This window comes from Streptomyces sp. YGL11-2 (assembly GCF_050054615.1).
Classification (GTDB): Bacteria; Actinomycetota; Actinomycetes; order Streptomycetales; family Streptomycetaceae; genus Streptomyces.
The window spans coordinates 213,056-230,023 of sequence record NZ_JBNHIN010000002.1 but is presented as its reverse complement, the minus strand read 5'-3'; the positions used below and the strand labels follow the sequence as shown (position 1 = coordinate 230,023).

Below are 16,968 nucleotides of genomic sequence, written 5' to 3'. Positions count from 1 at the left end.
GGGGCGGGTACGCCCTTCCCTACCGATTGTTCGGTCGCTGATGCATTTTGGCTACAGGCGGGTTCAGCCTGTGGACAAACGGTTCTCCACAGCTTGTGATGAAGGCAGGTCGTCCACAAGGGGGAGGCGGGATCACATGCCGGAGGAACAGATGGCCAATCCAGGCGGGCAGCCACCGGCGACGCCCGCTCCGGCCGCGCGCCCCCTCGACACCATCGACCGAGCCATCCTGCGCCTGCTGCGCACCGACGGCCGGGCCTCCATACGCTCCGTCGCCGAGCAGGTGCACGTCTCCCGCGCCAATGCCTACGCCCGGATCAACCGGTTGCTCGACGACGGCGTCATCCGTGGCTTCAGCGCCCTCGTAGACCAGGAAAGAGCAGGTCAGGGTGCCTCCGCCTACATCACGCTAAAGATCGTTCAGAACTCCTGGCGGACCGTGCGCAGGCAGCTCACCGCGCTGCCCGGAGCGGCCCACATCGCTCTGGTAAGCGGCGACTTCGACGTCCTGCTGCTCGTCCACACCAAGGACAACCGCGAGCTACGGGAGCTGGTCCTCACCCGCATCCAGTCGATACCGGAAGTGCTCAGCACCCGCACCTTGCTGGTCTTCGAGGAGACCGATCTGGGGGTGGAGGAAGGATAAAGACAGGGGTGGGGGTAGGGGTGCGGATACGGGTGGGGGCGGGGCGCTGGGCCGGCGTCGGGGGCGGCTCGGTGGCGGAGCCGCCCGGCGGGACGGTCGGTGGCAGAGCGGCCCCTGGCGAGCGCTCAACCCGCCCCGCCCCGAGAGATTCCACCCTCAACGAGCATTCACCCACCCCTCAGGCGCTCCGCAGCCCCCCGAACGCCGTGCGGACCACGGCCTCGGCGACCTCGTCGCGGCTGGCCGCGTCGCCGCGTCCCGGGCGGTACCACTCGACGATCGAGTTGATCATGCCGAAGAGCAGCCGGGTGGCCAGCCGGATGTCCACATCGTCCCGCAGGTCACCGTCGGCGGCGGCCTCCTTGAGCAGTTCGGCGACCCTGTGGTCGAACTCCCGGCGGCGCTCCATGGCCCACCGCTCGGTGTCCGTATTTCCGCGTACCCGCAACAGCAGCGTCACATAGGGGAGTTCGTCCATCAGCACCTCGGCCTCGCGCCTGGTGACGTACTCCAGTCGCTCGATGGCCCGTCCCCGGACGGCGCCAGGCTCCTCCAGGACCCCGAACAGCCCGTCCAGGGCGCGGGTTATCGCACGGCGCAGCAGCTCTTCCTTGCTGCGCACATGGTGGTAGATCGACGATTTCGAGATGCCGGCCGCCTTGGACAGGTGCTCCATGGACGTGCCGTCGTAGCCGCGCTCGATGAACACCTCCACCGAGACCGCGAGCAGCGAATCGGGCGTATAGGCGTCGCGCTTGGCCATGGTCATGATTAGAGCACCAATTCCTCGTGGTCCGCACGGCGCCGTAGCGCCCAGGACGGTGCGTAGCGTCCGCCGGCATTCTGGTGGTGCAGGGAATCCAGCAGATCCCACACCCACCGGGCGCCGAGCCGCTCGGCCCACTCCATGGGGCCTCCGGGGTAGTTCACACCGAGCCGCATGGCCGTGTCGATGTCCTCGGGGGTGGCGACTCCGCGGGCCGCGGCGTCCACGGCGAAGTCGATGATCATCGCGACCGTACGGGCGACGATCATGCCCGGGACGTCGTCGATCACGCTGACCTCTTTACCCAGCGCCTGGAACAGCCCGACGGCTTCCGCGAGGTCCGCTTCGGATACCGCCGCCGAGGGCGCGAGGGCGATCCGCGTCGCGGCCCGGTAGTCGAGCGAGAGATCGAAGCGGATGGAGGCGCCGCGGGCCGCGCTGGTGGCCGGGGAGCCGTCGGTCATCGCGAGGCAGGCACCGCCGGGCAGCCGGACGAAGCCCTCGGACTCCCCTGGTGCCCGGTCGCGGGTGATCTTGATGCCGGCTTCCTCGATCAACTCGTGCAGCACCCGGGCCGGGCCGGGCAGCTTCGCGTGCAGGGCGACCGAGGCGGGGGCCGGGCAGGGCTCGGCGGTGTGCGGCGCGGGCCGGCGGGCGCCATCGGCGTAGTCGAACCAGCCGCGCCCCGTCTTGCGGCCGTGCAGCCCGGACTCCACCAGCCGGCGCTGCGCCAGGGAGGGCGTGAACTTCGGGTCCTGGAAGAAGGCGGTCCACACGGAGTGGGTGACCGCTTCGTTCACGTCCTGCCCGATGAGGTCGGTGAGCTCGAACGGGCCCATCTTGAAGCCGCTGCCCTCGCGCAGCACGGCGTCGATGGTGGCGGGGTCGGCGACCCGCTCCTCGTAGAGGCGCAGCGCCTCGGCGTAGAAGGGGCGGGCGACGCGGTTGACGATGAAGCCGGGGGTGTCGGCACAGCGCACCGGGGTCTTGCCCCAGGCCGCGGCGGTCTCATACGCCGTGGCGGCGGCGGCCTCGTCGGTCGCGAAGCCGCTGACGACCTCGACCAGCGGGAGGAGCGGTGCGGGGTTGAAGAAGTGCAGGCCCACACAGCGGCCGGGGTGGCGCAGCGGGCCCGCGACCGCGGTCACGGACAGGGAGGAGGTGTTGGTGGCGAGCAGGCAGTCCGCCGCGACCACGTCCTCCAGGGAGCGGAACAGCTCCTGTTTGGCCGGAAGTTGTTCCAGGATCGCCTCGACGACCAGCGCGGCGTCGGCCAGTTCACCGAGGGACGCGGCGGGGGAGAGGCGTTCGCGTGCGGCGTCCCGCTCCGCCGTCGGGATCCGGCCTTTCTCCACCAGCCGGTCGAGCCGTTGCCCGATGGCCCGGGCGGCCTGCTCCGCGCGGCCCGGCGCGGTGTCGTAGAGGCATACGCGATGGCCGGCGACCAGCGCCACCTGCGCGATTCCCTGCCCCATGGTGCCGGTACCGACCACTGCAACCGTGCTGCTGGTTCCGATTGCCGTCATGGCAGCTGATCCTCCCCGACCGAGTTTTCCACAGGTTCGCCGGGCCCTCTTGCCCCGACCGATCGTTCGGTTACTCTAGCCCTGCTGCCCTGACAGCTCCCAGCCCTATCCACATCTCCGCCCAGCACCCGACGAGGAGTTGGTCACCGATGGCCGCCGAACCGACCGCAGCGCAGTTGATCGAGAAGCACCGCCTGACCCTCGACAAGGCGCTGGAAGCGATCCGCACCCGTGAGTACTGGTCCCCGCACCCCGAGCACCCCAAGGCGTACGGCGAGAACGCCGCGTCGGAGGGCCTGGCCGCCTTCGAGGCGCTGCGCGGCACCCGTTTCGCCCTCGACCAGCCCGGCACGGACGACTGGACGGGCGAGGAAGTCTCGCCGTACGGCCCGGAGTTGGGCATCACCTATCCGCATCCGGACGTCTCGGTGCTGCTGCCGGCCATGCGGGCCGCGATCCCCGCATGGCGGGACGCGGGCCCCGAGGCGCGCGCCGCGGTCTGTCTGGAGATCCTGGCGCGGATCAGTGCGCGCACCCATGAGTTCGCCCAGGCCGTGATGCACACCAGTGGGCAGGCGTTCATGATGGCTTTCCAGGCGGGCGGGCCGCACGCCCAGGACCGCGGCCTGGAGGCGGTGGCGTACGCGTACGCCGAGCAGACCCGGACGCCGGAGAAGGCCACCTGGTCCAAGCCGCAGGGCAAGCGCGATCCGCTGGAGCTGGCCAAGAGTTTCACGGCCGTGCCGCGCGGTGTCGCCCTGGTGATCGGCTGCAACACCTTCCCGACGTGGAACGGCTATCCCGGCCTGTTCGCCTCGCTGGCCACCGGCAATCCGGTGCTGGTTAAGCCGCATCCGCGCGCGGTGCTCCCGCTGGCGCTGACCGTCCGGGTGGCCCGTGAGGTGCTGGCCGAGGCCGGCTTCCCCGCGGACCTGGTGTGCCTGGCCGTGGACAAGCCGGGCGAGGGGCTGGCCAAGACGCTGGCCGTGCGCCCCGAAGTGCGGATCATCGACTACACCGGCTCGACCGCCTTCGGCGACTGGCTGGAAGAGAACGCCCGCCAGGCCCAGGTCTTCACGGAGAAGGCCGGCGTCAACACCGTCGTCATCGAGTCCACCGACGACTACAAGGGCATGCTCGGCAACCTCGCGTTCTCGCTGTCTCTCTACAGCGGCCAGATGTGCACCGCCCCACAGAACCTGCTGATCCCCCGGGACGGCATCGGCACGGACGCCGGGCCGAAGTCGTACGACGAGGTGGTCAGCGATCTGGCGGGCGCGGTGAGCGGCCTGCTCGGCGACGACGCGCGGGCCAACGCTCTGCTCGGCGCGATCGTCAATCCGCAGGTCAAGGAGCGGATCGACGCGGCCTCGGGGCTCGGCGAGGTGGGGCTGGCCTCCCGTGAGGTGGCCCATCCGGAGTTCCCCAAGGCCACGGTCCGCACGCCGGTGATCGTCAAGCTGGACGGCGCCAAGCCGGACGCCGAGGCGGCGTATCTCTCGGAGTGCTTCGGCCCGGTGTCGTTCGCGGTGGCCGTCGACTCCGCGGCCGACGCGGTCGCTCTGCTGCGGCGCACGATCCGCGACAAGGGGGCCATGACGGTCGGCGCCTACACCACCTCGTCCGAGGTGGAGCGGCTGGTCGAGGACGCCTGCCTGGAGGAGTGCGCGCAGCTGTCGCTGAACCTGACCGGCGGGGTCTATGTGAACCAGACCGCGGCGTTCTCCGACTTCCACGGCTCGGGCGGCAATCCGGCGGCCAACGCCGTGCTGTGCGACGCCGCGTTCGTGGCGAACCGCTTCCGGACGGTGGAGGTGAGGCGGGAGGCGTGAGGCCCGGGGCCCGGGCGGTACCGCCGTACCGGGCCCCCTGTTCGCAGGCCCCTGTCCGCGGGCCGCTGCTCGCGGTCCCGCAGAGCGGACCTCGGAGCTGGTCCTGGCGCGTGATCCGGGCGTGCATCGTGATGGCCGCCGCGGCCCCCGCGTCGATCGAGCGGGTCGATCCGACGCGTTGATCGAGCGGGTCGATCCGAACCGGGCGGTCGAGCAGACCGGGGAGGCGTGCCGACGAGCCTCTTCGGCGAGCCCCGGCCCCTCCTGGCCGAAGTGCAGCACACGGCGGCGGCGCAGCTCGGTCGTCTCCAGCGGGCGGAGCCGGGGAGGTTGCCGAGCCCGATGGTCGGCCACCCCTCGGCAGCGGCCCGGGCCGTCAGCTCGGCGATGACCGGGCAGGAGCGGACGTCTGATTGCGGTCGGTCGCCGTCGCGTCGCGCCGGTTCCAGCGCCGCTGCCCGACGGTGCGGACCTCCTTGGCCAGGAAGGCGCTCGCGGTCCCTACGGCCGAGCCGCTGGTGAAGTGTGGTCAGCTGACGGGGGTGCGGCGGCCCGCCGTCCCGCCTGCTCACGGCGCTGGAGGCGGGCCTCCCCAGTGGAAGAGAGCCATGGCGACGCTCGTGGCCAGGTTGTAGCTGGACACCTGGGGCCGCATCGGGAGTGCCACGAGCCTGGTGGCCCGCTTGCGGAGTTCTGGCGATATCCCGTGCCGCTCGGATCCGAACGCCAGCAGCGCGTCATCAGGAAGCACCACAGATCTGATGTCGTCTCCCTCCGGGTCCAGCGCGTACACCGGCCCCGGCGGTAGGTCGTCGAGCGGGAGACCTTCCACGGCGGTCGCGTAATGAAGGCCCGCTGCTGCGCGCACCACGTTGGGGTGCCACGGATCCATGTCGCCGGTCGTGACCACGCCGGTGGCCCCGAACCCCGCCGCAAGCCGGACCACGGCACCGACGTTCCCCAGGTTGCGAGGATTCTCCAGGACGACGACCGGTGCCTGCCGTGGGGCTCTCGACAAGTCGTCCAGATTCCGTCGCAGGCCGGGTCTGACCGCCAGAGCGGCCACGTGTGTGGGGTGCACCCTCGGCACAAGGTCCCGGTAGGTTTCGGCCGGCACCTCGGTCACAAGATCGTCGATGCGGTCCGTGAGGTCGTCGGCCAGCTCTTCCGCCAGTGCCAGGACAGAGCCTTTGTCGCTGGAGATCGCGAGGCGAACGTCCGCCGCAAAGCGAAGCGCGTGCTTCACGGCATGGAACCCGTCCAGCAGCACCGTCTGGGGCGCAGCGTCCCGCCACTGCCGTACGACTCTCGTGATCTCGTCCTCGCTCACCACATCAGACTACGGCTCATGGCCGCTACCAGGGCCTTCGCCCAGAACCGCACCCCACCCCGGACAGCGCCGGAGGACGTCCATCAGGGCTCGGGGTGCCCGCAGCGGACCGGGGCCCGGCCGCCGGCGCCTGGGTCCGTACTCCTCGTCGTACGGGAGGGGCTCGGCGGGGGCGGTGTTCTCGCTGCTCAGCCCACGAGCGGCTGGCCACCGCCGGCGGAATGCGTACGGGCCTCCGGCTCGACGCCGCCGGATCCGGCGTCCGGACCGGTGCCGGCGCCGCGCGGGAACAGCCGCCGGCGCAGCCCGGAGAGCTTCCCGGAGAGCCAGGTCAGGAAGTTCGTGGGCAGGAAGACCGCGTCGGCGGTGATCATCGCGAGCGAGAAGAACGGCAGCCCGAGCAGGAACGCGATCGAGAGGTGCTCGCAGATCATCACGACCAGCAGCACGTTCTTGAGCCGGCGGTTGAAGAGCGTGAACGGGAAGGCGACCTGCACCATCACCGTCCCGTAGGTCACCAGCATGATCATCAAGCCGTTGCCGCCGAACATCTGGGACAGCGCCGGCCAGGGGGAGAAGTAGTCCAGATGCATCGGGTAGAAGACCGCGGTGCCGTCCTGCCAGCGCGAGCCCTGGATCTTGTACCAGCCGGCGGTGGAGTAGATCAGGCAGACCTCGACCATGATCACCAGAAGTGCGCCGTTGTGCGCGAGCTTGGCGAGGGTGTCGAGGACGATCCGCGGCTCCCCCGGGGCGTGGCGCCGCACCGCCCACCACAGGCCGTGCGTCGCCCACAGGCCCCACAGCACCAGGCTCCAGCCGACATACGGGAACGGCCCGTGGCCGAACCAGGTCAGCGCGTAGCCGCCCTGTACCTGGGCCGCGGCCAGGCCGAGGCCGAGCACCGCCCACAGGACGATGCCGGGCAGGTCGCGGGGCGGTGTGGCGCCCGCCGCGCCCTCCCCGGTCGCCGCGGCGGCCGCCCGCTTGGCGCGGCGCGCGTCCAGCGACCACACCTGCCCGCAGCGGGTCAGGACGAGATACATCGACATCAGGTGGATGACGTTGTCGCCGCCGTCCCCTATGAAGACGCTGCGGTTCTGCAGCGAGAGCACGCCCAGCATGAACAGCACCGACATGGTGCGGGTGCGCCAGCCGAGCATCAGCAGGGCGCTGGCCACGATGGCGAGGAGGTAGACGCACTCGAACCAGCTCTGGCTGTCGGACCAGAGCAGGACGGAGAAGGCGTGGTTGCCGTGGAGGAGCTCGCGCGCCATCCCGGCGTTCCAGGGGCCGCCGGGCCCGTAGAGCTCCTGGCGGTTGGGCCATTCCCGCAAGAGGAACAGCAGCCAGGTGGCGGCGAAGCCGATCCGGATGACGGCGGTCTGGTACGGGGCCATGGCCCGGCCGGTGACCCATATGAAGCCGCGGCCTATCGCGCGCTCGATGCGGGTCTCCTCGTAGGAGGTCGGGGTCTCCTGGGGAGGGGCCTCCTGGACGGCGGCCTCCTCGGGGATGCCGGGGGTCGGCGGTGCGGAGTCCGGCTGCTGCGGCGTCGGCGAAGTCACTTGTTCGTCGCCCCCTCGGGCAGGTCGTTTGCGGTGACCTGCCACCAGGGCAGCACGCGGTACACGGGCTTGTCGCTGATCTTCTCGTCGCTCCACGGGGGCGGCTGCACCGCCGTCGTCTGCGACCGAACCTGGATCTGCTCGACCCGGCCACCGCCCTTGGTCCACTCCGCGGACATCCGGAGCATCGCGATCCGCCGGATGTAGCGCTCGGACAGCTCGCCGCGCCTGCCGATCGGGCGGTCCTGGGCGTCATGGGTGTTCGTGAAGAGCTCCCAGCCGCGGCGGAGTTGGTTCTGCTGGGTGTGGCTGGGCAGCGGGTTGTGGAGGATGGCTCGGCCGTCCTGGGCGGTCAGATCGGTCCAGCCGGTGGTCTGCAACGTGCCGTCCTGGGTGCGCACCTGGGCGCGGGCCTGGACCGCGATGTTCTGCTGGAGGGGGTTGGGCGCGAACAGCTTCCAGTTCTGCTCGTACTCGGGATAGACGTAGTCGCTGATCAGCTTGCTCTGCTGCTTGCTGAGCGTGTTCGACGGCGCGACGTGCAGAAACATCATGGCGAGATGCAGCGCGACGCTGACGGCGATGGCGCAGGCCGCTACGCCTATGACGATCCGCGAGGGCAGCGACAGCGCGGCCAGTGGCCGCGATTCGTCCCCGTATGACTGCATTCCCGCCCCGTTCCGAGATTTTCCGCGGCTGACTCCGCCCCGGAACCGTACCTATGCCGCCGCACCGGGCACACCCTCCCCCGGCTTATCCACAGGCTTGACACCCGCGGTCCGGCCACTCACCATTGAACCGAACGATCGGTCGGTCGGGAGCGAGGGGGCAGTACATGACGACGATCGCGCCGGAGGAAACGGCCCGCGAGGCCGTGTTCGACGCCACCGTGGCCGCGGACGAGCGGATCGAACCACGGGACTGGATGCCGGACGCCTACCGCTCATCACTGGTACGGCAGATCGCACAGCACGCCCACTCCGAGATCATCGGCATGCAGCCCGAGGCGAACTGGATCACCCGCGCCCCGTCGCTGCGCCGCAAGGCGATCCTGATGGCCAAGGTGCAGGACGAGGCCGGCCACGGCCTGTATCTCTACAGCGCCGCCGAGACCCTCGGCACCGGCCGCGACGAACTGCTCGACAAGCTCCACTCCGGCCGCCAGAAGTACTCCTCGATCTTCAACTACCCCACCCTGACCTGGGCCGACGTCGGCGCCATCGGCTGGCTCGTGGACGGCGCGGCGATAACGAACCAGGTCCCCCTGTGCCGGTGCTCCTACGGCCCGTATGCCCGAGCGATGATCCGCGTCTGCAAGGAGGAGTCCTTCCACCAGCGGCAGGGATACGAGCTCCTGCTCACCCTCAGCCGCGGCACCGAGGCCCAGCACGCCATGGCGCAGGACGCGGTGAACCGCTGGTGGTGGCCCTCCCTGATGATGTTCGGCCCGCCCGACGACGAATCGGCGCACTCCGCGCAGTCCATGGCCTGGAAGATCAAGCGACACTCCAACGACGAACTGCGCCAGCGCTTCGTGGACATCTGCGTCCCGCAGGCCGAGGCCCTCGGGCTGACACTCCCCGACCCGGACCTGCGGTGGAGCGAGGAGCGGGACCACTGGGACTTCGGGCCGATCGACTGGACCGAGTTCCGTGAGGTGCTCAAGGGCAACGGCCCCTGCAACGAAGAGCGGATCGGCCGCCGGCGCCGCGCCCACGAAGAGGGCGCCTGGGTACGCGAGGCAGCCGCCGCGCACGCCGCAAAGAACAAGCACGCCGGGCACACGGCCCGCACGGCCGGTACGGGAGAGGCGAACCGATGACGACAGCACGTCCCTCGGACACCCCGACGCCGTCCGCCGCAGCGGCATCCGCGGCGACGGCGGCGGACACCGGCGCCGGGGCGGCCCCCCGCCCCGCCGACTGGCCGCTGTGGGAGGTCTTCGTCCGCAGCCGCCGCGGCCTGTCGCACACCCACGCCGGCAGCCTGCACGCCCCCGACGCCGAAATGGCGCTGCGCAACGCCCGCGACCTGTACACCCGCCGCTCGGAAGGCGTCTCCCTCTGGGTGGTCCCCTCCGCCCAGATCACCGCCTCGTCACCGGACGAGAAGGACGAGTTCTTCGAACCGGCCGGCGACAAGCCCTACCGCCACCCGACCTTCTACGAGATCCCGGAGGGGGTGCACCACCTGTGACGCAGCTGACGGCCACCCCGGCCCTGCCCCTCGGCGACGACGCGCTGATCCTCTCCCACCGCCTGGGCGAATGGGCGGGCAACGCCCCCGTCCTGGAAGAGGAGGTCGCCCTGGCCAACATCGCACTGGACCTCCTCGGCCAGGCCCGCGTCCTGCTCTCCCTGGCCGGCGACGAGGACGAACTGGCGTATCTCCGCGAGGAACGGCAGTTCCGCAACCTCCAGCTGGTCGAGCAGCCCAACGGCGACTTCGCCCACACCATCGCCCGCCAGCTCTACTTCTCCACATACCAGGAGCTGCTGTACGCCCATCTCGCCACCGGAGACAGCGAGTTGGCCCCCCTGGCCGGGAAGGCCGTCAAGGAGGTCGCCTACCACCGCGACCACGCCGAGCAGTGGACACTGCGCCTGGGCGACGGCACCGACGAGAGCCACGCCCGCATGCAGCGCGCGCTGGACGCCCTCTGGCGCTTCACCGGCGAGCTCTTCGAACCGGTGGAAGGGCTGGAAACCGTCCCCTGGCCGGCCCTCTACGACCGGTGGACCGCCCGCATCACCGCGATCCTGGAGCGCGCCACCCTCAGCGTCCCCGAAGGCCCCCAGCGCGGCGCTTGGACCGCCGGCGCCGGACGCCAGGGCCTGCACACCGAACCGTTCGGCCGGCTGCTCTCCGAGATGCAGCACCTCCACCGCAGCCACCCGGGGGCGACATGGTGACCCCCACCGCCCTCGAAGCAGAACTGCTCGCCCTGGCCGGCTCGGTCCCCGACCCGGAGCTGCCGGTCCTCACCCTCGCCGAACTCGGCGTAGTGCGCGAGGTACGGCTCACCGCCCCGGACCGCGTCGAGGTCCGCCTCACCCCCACCTACACCGGCTGCCCCGCCATCGAGGCGATGTCCGCCGACATAGAACGCGTACTGCACGACCACGGAATACCGGAAGTCGAGGTCCACACGGTCCTCAGCCCGCCATGGACCACGGACGCGATCACCGACGAAGGCCGCCGCAAGCTCGCGGAATTCGGCATCGCCCCACCGCGCCCCACGGCCCCGGCCGACGGACCGGTCTCCGTCGACCTCACGATCCGCTGCCCGCACTGCGGATCGACCGACACCACCCTGCTCAGCCGCTTCTCCTCCACGGCCTGCAAAGCACTGCGCCGCTGCGAGTCCTGCCGCGAACCCTTCGACCACTTCAAGGAGTTGTGATGTTCCACCCGCTCCAGGTGCGGGAGATCGAGCAGCTCACGGACGACGCGGTGGCCGTCACCTTCACCGTCCCGCCCGAGCTGCGCACGACGTTCCGGCACACCCCCGGGCAGCACATCGCCCTCCGCAGAACGGTCGACGGCCAGGAGATCCGCCGGACCTACTCCATCTGCACCCCGGCCACCGGCGAACCCGTACTGCGGGTCGGAATCCGACTGGTCGAGGACGGCGCCTTCTCGACCTACGCGCTCAAGGAACTGGCCGTCGGCGACACCGTCGACGTCATGGCCCCGGCCGGCCGCTTCACCCTCGAACCGCGCCCCGGCCAGTTCGCCGGCATCGTCGGCGGCAGCGGGATCACCCCCGTCCTCTCCATCGCCTCCACCCTGCTCGCCGAGCAGCCGGACGCCCGCTTCTGCCTGATCCGCAGCGACCGCACGGCGGCCTCGACGATGTTCCTGGAGGAGGTGGCCGACCTCAAGGACCGCTATCCGGAACGCTTCCAGCTGATCCACGCCCTCTCCCGCGAGGAGCAGCAAGCCGGCCTCCCGTCCGGCCGCCTCGACGAGCAGCGGCTGCTCACGCTGCTGCCCGCACTGCTCCAGGTCGCATCCGTCGACGGCTGGTTCCTGTGCGGCCCCTTCGGACTCGTCCAGGGCGCCGAACGGGCCCTGCGCGCCCTCAAGGTGCCGCGTGGCCGCATCCACGAAGAGATCTTCCACATAGACAACGGCGCGGCGGCCCCGGCACCCGCCGCCACCGCGCCCGCCCACAGCACGGTGACCGCCACCCTCGACGGCCGCTCGGGCAACTGGCCGGTGCACGACGGCGAATCACTGCTGGAAGCGGTGCTCCGCAACCGCCCGGACGCGCCGTACGCCTGCAAGGGCGGCGTCTGCGGCACCTGCCGCGCATTCCTCGTCTCCGGCGAGATCCGGATGGACCGCAACTTCGCCCTGGAGTCCGACGAGGTCGACGCCGGCTATGTGCTGGCCTGCCAGTCCCACCCCGCCACGGAGAAGGTCGAGCTGGACTTCGACCGCTGAGAGGAGGCTCGCCGCAGCCGCAACCCGGTCCCTACGCGCTGTCCTTCACCCACCGCGCCATTCCCCATTCCCGGAACATGTTCTACCTTGACGCTTCGTCAGATTCAGGCGGCGTGCGGGAGGACAGACCAGTGGACTTCACCTTCACCGAGGAACAGCAGGCCGCCGTGGAAGCGGCCAAAGCCGTCTTCTCAGGCGTCGCACCGGACAGCGTGCCCAGCCCGGCACTCACCCCAGGCGCCGTCGCCGACGACTTCGACCGCCCACTGTGGCGCAAGCTCGCCCACGCCGACCTCCTGGGCCTGCCCATCGCACCCGAGTACGGCGGCTCCGGCCTGGACCCGATCGCCCTCTGCCTGGTGCTGCGCGAGTCGGCCAAAGTACTGGCCCGCGTACCCCTGCTGGAATCCGGCGCCGCCGCACTCACCCTCCAGAAACACGCCACCGACAGCCTCCGGGCGGACGTACTGCCGCAGATCGCCACCGGCGATCTCGTCATCACCACCGCCGCGGCCGGACGCACCGGCCACGACCCGGCCGAACTCGCCGCAACCGCACGCCAGGACGGCACCGACTGGCTCCTCGACGGCACCCACACCACCGTCCCCTGGGCCCACACCGCGGACCGGATCCTGCTGCCCGCCCACACCCCCGACGGCCATGCCGTCCTCGCGCTCGTCCCGCCGACCCACCCCGGCGTCACACTCGCTCCCCAGACCTCCACCAACGGAGAGCGCCACGCCGAGATCCGGCTGGACTCCGTACGCCTCGGCACCCGCGAAACGATCACCGACCCGGCCGCCTGGGAAACCCTGCGCAACCTGCTCACCACCGGCACCTGCGCACTCGCACTCGGCCTCGGCGAACGCGTTCTCGCCATGACCAGCGACTACACCGGCAAACGCGAACAGTTCGGCTTCCCCGTGGCCACCTTCCAGGCCGTCGCCGTCCAGACCGCCGACCGCTTCATCGACCTGCGCGCCATGGAAGCCACCCTCTGGCAAGCCGCCTGGCGCATCACCACCGACGCCGCCGGGCCACTGCCGCCCGCGGGAGACATCGCGGTCGCCAAGATCTGGGCTGCCGAAGGCGTCCGCCGCGTCGTACAGACCGCACAGCACCTGCACGGCGGCTTCGGCGCCGACACCGACTACCCGCTGCACCGCTACCACGCCTGGGCCAAACAGCTCGAACTCTCCCTGGGCCCGGCCGCCGCCCACGAAGAAGCACTCGGCGAACTGCTCGCGGCACACCCACTGAGCTGAGCCGCGGCCGAGGAGCGGAGCCGGTGTCCCGCAAAGCGGAAGCAGCTGCGCCGGAAGGCCGGAGGCACCATGCCCCGCGCGGACGGCAGACTTGTGAAAACGCCGATGCGGGGCCGGTGAAAACGCCGATGCGGACGCCGGGCCGGCGCGCCGAGCGCGGCCGACGATGCGCAAGTCCGGCAGACGATCCGCCACCCACCGAATGCCGGCCCGCCCCGCCGGACGGCCATGGGCCGACCGTGGGGACGGCTAGACGACCGTCCCCAGGCCGCCCCTGCCGTCCGCCACCGGACGCCCGGCCGCCTCCCACGCCTGCATACCGCCCGCGACATTCACCGCGTCGATGCCCTGCTGGAGCAGATACTGCGCCACCTGCGCCGAACGCCCACCGACCCGGCACAACACGAACACCTTGCCGCCCTCGGGCGCCGCCTCCGTCAACTCACCGTAACGAGCGACGAACTCACTCATCGGGATGTGCAGCGCACCCTCGGCGTGCCCCGCCTCCCACTCGTCGTCCTCGCGTACGTCCAGCAGGAAGTCCCCGGGCGCGAGATCATCGACACCGACCGTGGGCAGAGAACCAAATTGCATACTCCCGACGCTACCCGACCAGCCGCGCAAGGTACGCCTCGCGCTCTGCGACGTCGGCGCGCAGCTTCTCGGCGATCTCGTCCAGCAGCCCGTCCGGGTCCTCCGGCGCCATCTTGATCATCGCGCCGATCGCGCTGGTCTCCAGCTCCCCCGCGACAGCGGCCAGCAGCTCCTTGCGCCGGGCCAGCCACTCCAGCCGGGCGTAAAGCTCCTCGCTCTCGCTCAGCCGCTCCTCGACCGGCACCGGACCGGCCTCCCACTCCCGCACCAGCTCCCGCAGCGCCGCCTCGTCACCCCGCCCGTACGCGGCATTGACCCGCGCGATGAACCCATCACGCCGCGCCCGCTCCGCGTCGTCCCGCGCCAGATCCGGATGCGCCTTGCGCACCAGCTCACGGTAGATCTTGCGAGCCTCCTCGCTGGGCCGCACCTTCTGCGGCGGGCGCACCGGCTGATCCGTGAGCATCGCCTGAGCCTCCGGAAACAGCCCCTCCGACCCCAGCCAGCCGTGGAACAGCTCCTCCACCTCCGGCATCGGCAGCACCGACGCCCGCGCCTCCCGGGCCTTGCGGATGTCCTCGGGATCGCCGGTACGAGCCGCCACCGCCTCGGCGATCTGCGCATCGAGTTCGTCCAGCCGCGCGTACATGGGGCCGAGCCGCTGATGATGCAGCCGGGAGAAGTTCTCCACCTCCACCCGGAACGTCTCCACCGCGATCTCGAACTCGATCAACGCCTGCTCGGCGGCCCGCACCGCCTTCGCCAGCCGCCGCGTGGCCTCGTCGTGCCCGCCCTGGCCGTCGGCCGCCGCGTCCGAACCCTCCGCAACGCCCCCCTCCGGGCCTGCGGCATCCGCCGCATCACGCCCCGTTTCGCCCCGCGCCTCCCCGCGGGCGTCCACCGCCCGCGGTTCGGCCGGGGCACCGGGTGCCCCCGGTACGTCCGGTCGGTCCTGGCCGTCCTGCGCGTTCTCCGCGTGCGAGTTCGTCACCCGGTCAGCGTACGGCCCCCACCAGCACCGGCCCTCGGGCCGCACCGGGCGAGGGGGGCGGGGGCGCGTGGGGGGGACGACCGCTTGGGGTGCCTGAGGGGTGGGGGTGGGGGGTGGTGAGGAGGCTGGGGCTGTGGGTGACCTTCGAGCTCTCCCCTCGGGGCAGTAGGGAGGGGGGGGGGGGTGGGGGGGGGACGATCGGTGGGGGTGCGGGAGGGGGGGGGGGGTGGGGGGGTGTGGGGGGGAGGGTTGTTGGGGGTGCTTGGGGGGTGGGGGTGGGGGGTGGTGAGGAGGCTGGGGCTGTGGGTGACCTTCGAGCTCTCCCCTCGGGGCCCTCCCCCTCCCCCCACCCTCCCCCAGCCCCGCCCCTCGCCCACCCCTGCCCATGCCCCGGCCCCGTGCCCCCTTCCCCCCGCGTTCCCGCCCGCCCCTCGGCCCTCCGCCCCTCAGACGCCGCTCTCCGCCGCGATGCGTCCGCTCCGCACCGCCGCGACCAGTACCGCATGGTCCGCTTCCGTCCGGTCCGCGTACTCGACCGCGAAGCGCGCTATCGCCTCGTCCAGCTCCTCGCCTTTGCCGCAGTACCCGGCCAGCACCCGCGGATCGGCGCTGTGGGCGTGGGCGCGGGCCAGCAGCGCGCCGGTCATCCGGGCGTAGTCGTCCAGTTGCGGCGCGGAGAGCCGGGCCGGATCCACGCTCCCCTTACGGTTCCTGAACTGCCGTACCTGGTACGGCCGTCCCGGACTCCGGCCGTCCGACAAGCCCGTATCTCCGGTACCCGTCCCAACGCCGGCGCCACCCGCGTCCGACGACGCTATGCCCGGGCCGTCAGCTCCCCCTTCGTCGTCCGGCACCGTCGCCCACCCCAGCAGCAGGTCGCTCACCACCTGCATCCGCCGCTGCCCGAGCACCACCCGGCGTCCCTCGTGTGTGGCCGGCGGGACCGGGAAGCCCGCCTTCGTCACGAACGGTGCCAGCGCCGAGGGGCGTGCCTCCTTCACCTGGAGCACCAGTGGCTCGCCTCGGTGGTCGAGCAGCAGCACGACGTACGACCGGAGTCCGACGCTTCCCGTGCCGACCACCCGGAAGGCCACGTCGTGTACCGCGTACCTGGCGAGCAGTGGGTGACGGTCCTCCGGAAGCGTCTCCAGATAGCCGGCGAGCGCGGAGGCGACCGTCGCCGCCTCGGCGTCCGGCACCCGCCGCAGTACCGGCGGCGCGTCCACGAAGTGACGGCCGCCGTCCGGTCCTTGCTCCGTCGACTTCGCCGCGAACCGCGCGCTGGTGTTCTTGCGGGCCTTGGCGGCGACCCGCTCCAGGGTCCCGAGCAGATCCCGGGCGTCCGTGTGCGACACCAGTTCCTCGTCGGCGATGGCGTTCCACGCGTCGGTCACCGGCAGCTTCGCGAGCAGCCGTATCGTGCGCCGGTACGCGCCGGCCGCGTCCCGTGCCGCGGTGTGGCAGTCGTCCTCTCCGGCGCCCGCCTCCCGACCGGCCAGCACTATCGAGGTCGCGAGGCGTTTCGTGTCCCATTCCCACGGGCCGTGGACGGTCTCGTCGAAGTCGTTGAGGTCGATGACAAGGTCGCCGCGGGCGTCGCCGTAGAGGCCGAAGTTGGCGGCGTGGGCGTCGCCGCATATCTGGGCCCCTATGCCGGTGACGGGGCTTGTCGCCAGGTCGTGCGCCATGAGTCCGGCCGAGCCGCGGAGGAAGGCGAACGGGCTGGCAGACATCCGTCCGACGCGGATGGGTGTCAGTTCGGGCAGCCGCCCCGCGTTGGACTCCTCGACCGCCGCCACGGCGTCGGGTCGGTCGGCCGCGATGCGCAGTGCGGCCTGTTCGGCGCGCGGCAGTCGTTCCCGCAGCGCCCGGCCTCTGGCCTTGGCCGAGGGTGTTTCCTTGTCCGCCCTGGCGAACCCCGGTACGTACGGCACACGCGACATGGCGGGCCACCTCCCCCTTCACGACGCTGGCTGCGCGCGGTGTCCGGTAGCCCGGCAC

At 71.3% G+C, this 16,968-nt stretch carries 16 protein-coding genes and 1 pseudogene; 8 read left to right on the top strand and 9 right to left on the bottom strand.

The window, feature by feature from the left end; translation table 11 throughout:
- Positions 1 to 136: 136 nt before the first annotated feature.
- Positions 137 to 646 carry an Lrp/AsnC family transcriptional regulator gene (locus ACO1BR_RS03350; protein ID WP_426793505.1) on the top strand — a complete coding sequence of 170 codons (510 nt, stop codon included), beginning with the start codon at positions 137 to 139 and terminating at the stop codon, positions 644 to 646.
- A gap of 178 nt (positions 647 to 824) precedes the next feature.
- Here the strand turns inward: ACO1BR_RS03350 and ACO1BR_RS03345 are convergent, their stop codons facing one another.
- Together ACO1BR_RS03345 and ACO1BR_RS03340 are read right to left on the bottom strand one after the other, a co-directional pair.
- Positions 825 to 1,415 (bottom strand): TetR/AcrR family transcriptional regulator, encoded by a 591-nt coding sequence (locus ACO1BR_RS03345; protein ID WP_426793504.1) that lies wholly within the window; start codon positions 1,413 to 1,415, stop codon positions 825 to 827.
- Positions 1,416 to 1,417: 2 nt separating this feature from the next.
- The gene (locus ACO1BR_RS03340; protein WP_426793503.1) at positions 1,418 to 2,938 is read right to left on the bottom strand and encodes a 3-hydroxyacyl-CoA dehydrogenase; all 1,521 of its coding nucleotides are present in this window, start codon (positions 2,936 to 2,938) and stop codon (positions 1,418 to 1,420) included.
- 149 nt (positions 2,939 to 3,087) lie between these two features.
- On the opposite strand from ACO1BR_RS03340, the gene paaN reads away from it, so the two are divergent.
- Positions 3,088 to 4,770: a phenylacetic acid degradation protein PaaN gene (paaN, locus tag ACO1BR_RS03335; RefSeq protein WP_426793502.1), complete on the top strand. Its 1,683-nt coding sequence runs from the start codon at positions 3,088 to 3,090 to the stop codon at positions 4,768 to 4,770.
- Positions 4,771 to 4,855: 85 nt separating this feature from the next.
- On the opposite strand, the pseudogene ACO1BR_RS03330 reads toward paaN, so the two are convergent.
- From ACO1BR_RS03330 to ACO1BR_RS03315, 4 genes and pseudogenes are all read right to left on the bottom strand, one after another.
- Positions 4,856 to 5,293, bottom strand: a pseudogene (locus ACO1BR_RS03330) (TrmH family RNA methyltransferase); the annotation flags it as partial.
- Positions 5,294 to 5,338: 45 nt separating this feature from the next.
- Positions 5,339 to 6,100, bottom strand: a complete 762-nt coding sequence (locus tag ACO1BR_RS03325) for a TrmH family RNA methyltransferase (RefSeq protein ID WP_426793501.1) — start codon at positions 6,098 to 6,100, stop codon at positions 5,339 to 5,341.
- A gap of 188 nt (positions 6,101 to 6,288) precedes the next feature.
- The gene (locus ACO1BR_RS03320) at positions 6,289 to 7,668 is read right to left on the bottom strand and encodes an HTTM domain-containing protein (RefSeq protein WP_426793500.1); all 1,380 of its coding nucleotides are present in this window, start codon (positions 7,666 to 7,668) and stop codon (positions 6,289 to 6,291) included.
- On the bottom strand, positions 7,665 to 8,336 hold the full coding sequence (locus tag ACO1BR_RS03315) for a DUF5819 family protein (RefSeq protein WP_426793499.1): 672 nt from the start codon (positions 8,334 to 8,336) through the stop codon (positions 7,665 to 7,667). Before ACO1BR_RS03315 ends, ACO1BR_RS03320 begins: the two co-directional genes overlap by 4 nt.
- A 167-nt stretch (positions 8,337 to 8,503) precedes the next feature.
- Here ACO1BR_RS03315 and paaA point away from each other — a divergent pair, with 167 nt between their 5' ends.
- The 6 genes from paaA (at position 8,504) to ACO1BR_RS03285 (ending at position 13,382) form a co-directional block, all read left to right on the top strand.
- Positions 8,504 to 9,490 carry a 1,2-phenylacetyl-CoA epoxidase subunit PaaA gene (paaA, locus tag ACO1BR_RS03310; RefSeq protein WP_426793498.1) on the top strand — a complete coding sequence of 329 codons (987 nt, stop codon included), beginning with the start codon at positions 8,504 to 8,506 and terminating at the stop codon, positions 9,488 to 9,490.
- 107 nt (positions 9,491 to 9,597) lie between these two features.
- Positions 9,598 to 9,864: a 1,2-phenylacetyl-CoA epoxidase subunit PaaB gene (gene paaB, locus ACO1BR_RS03305; RefSeq protein WP_159509564.1), complete on the top strand. Its 267-nt coding sequence runs from the start codon at positions 9,598 to 9,600 to the stop codon at positions 9,862 to 9,864.
- Positions 9,861 to 10,580, top strand: a complete 720-nt coding sequence (gene paaC / locus ACO1BR_RS03300) for a 1,2-phenylacetyl-CoA epoxidase subunit PaaC (RefSeq protein WP_426793497.1) — start codon at positions 9,861 to 9,863, stop codon at positions 10,578 to 10,580. Before paaB ends, paaC begins: the two co-directional genes overlap by 4 nt.
- Positions 10,574 to 11,071 (top strand): 1,2-phenylacetyl-CoA epoxidase subunit PaaD, encoded by a 498-nt coding sequence (paaD, locus tag ACO1BR_RS03295; protein ID WP_426793496.1) that lies wholly within the window; start codon positions 10,574 to 10,576, stop codon positions 11,069 to 11,071. The genes paaC and paaD overlap by 7 nt, the downstream gene beginning before the upstream one ends.
- Complete coding sequence (locus ACO1BR_RS03290; RefSeq protein ID WP_426793495.1) at positions 11,071 to 12,117, top strand: 2Fe-2S iron-sulfur cluster-binding protein; 1,047 nt, start codon at positions 11,071 to 11,073, stop codon at positions 12,115 to 12,117. Before paaD ends, ACO1BR_RS03290 begins: the two co-directional genes overlap by 1 nt.
- 131 nt (positions 12,118 to 12,248) lie before the next feature.
- Positions 12,249 to 13,382, top strand: coding sequence for an acyl-CoA dehydrogenase family protein (locus ACO1BR_RS03285; protein WP_426793494.1), 1,134 nt, complete (start codon positions 12,249 to 12,251; stop codon positions 13,380 to 13,382).
- Between the two features lie 249 nt (positions 13,383 to 13,631).
- Here the strand turns inward: ACO1BR_RS03285 and ACO1BR_RS03280 are convergent, their stop codons facing one another.
- The 3 genes from ACO1BR_RS03280 to ACO1BR_RS03270 all read right to left on the bottom strand — a co-directional run bounded on the left by ACO1BR_RS03280 (position 13,632) and on the right by ACO1BR_RS03270 (position 16,910).
- Positions 13,632 to 13,976 carry a rhodanese-like domain-containing protein gene (locus tag ACO1BR_RS03280; RefSeq protein ID WP_426793493.1) on the bottom strand — a complete coding sequence of 115 codons (345 nt, stop codon included), beginning with the start codon at positions 13,974 to 13,976 and terminating at the stop codon, positions 13,632 to 13,634.
- A 10-nt stretch (positions 13,977 to 13,986) separates the two neighbouring features.
- The gene (locus tag ACO1BR_RS03275) at positions 13,987 to 14,967 is read right to left on the bottom strand and encodes a J domain-containing protein (RefSeq protein WP_426793492.1); all 981 of its coding nucleotides are present in this window, start codon (positions 14,965 to 14,967) and stop codon (positions 13,987 to 13,989) included.
- A 446-nt stretch (positions 14,968 to 15,413) separates the two neighbouring features.
- Positions 15,414 to 16,910 carry a DUF2252 domain-containing protein gene (locus ACO1BR_RS03270; RefSeq protein ID WP_426793491.1) on the bottom strand — a complete coding sequence of 499 codons (1,497 nt, stop codon included), beginning with the start codon at positions 16,908 to 16,910 and terminating at the stop codon, positions 15,414 to 15,416.
- Positions 16,911 to 16,968 lie beyond the last annotated feature (58 nt).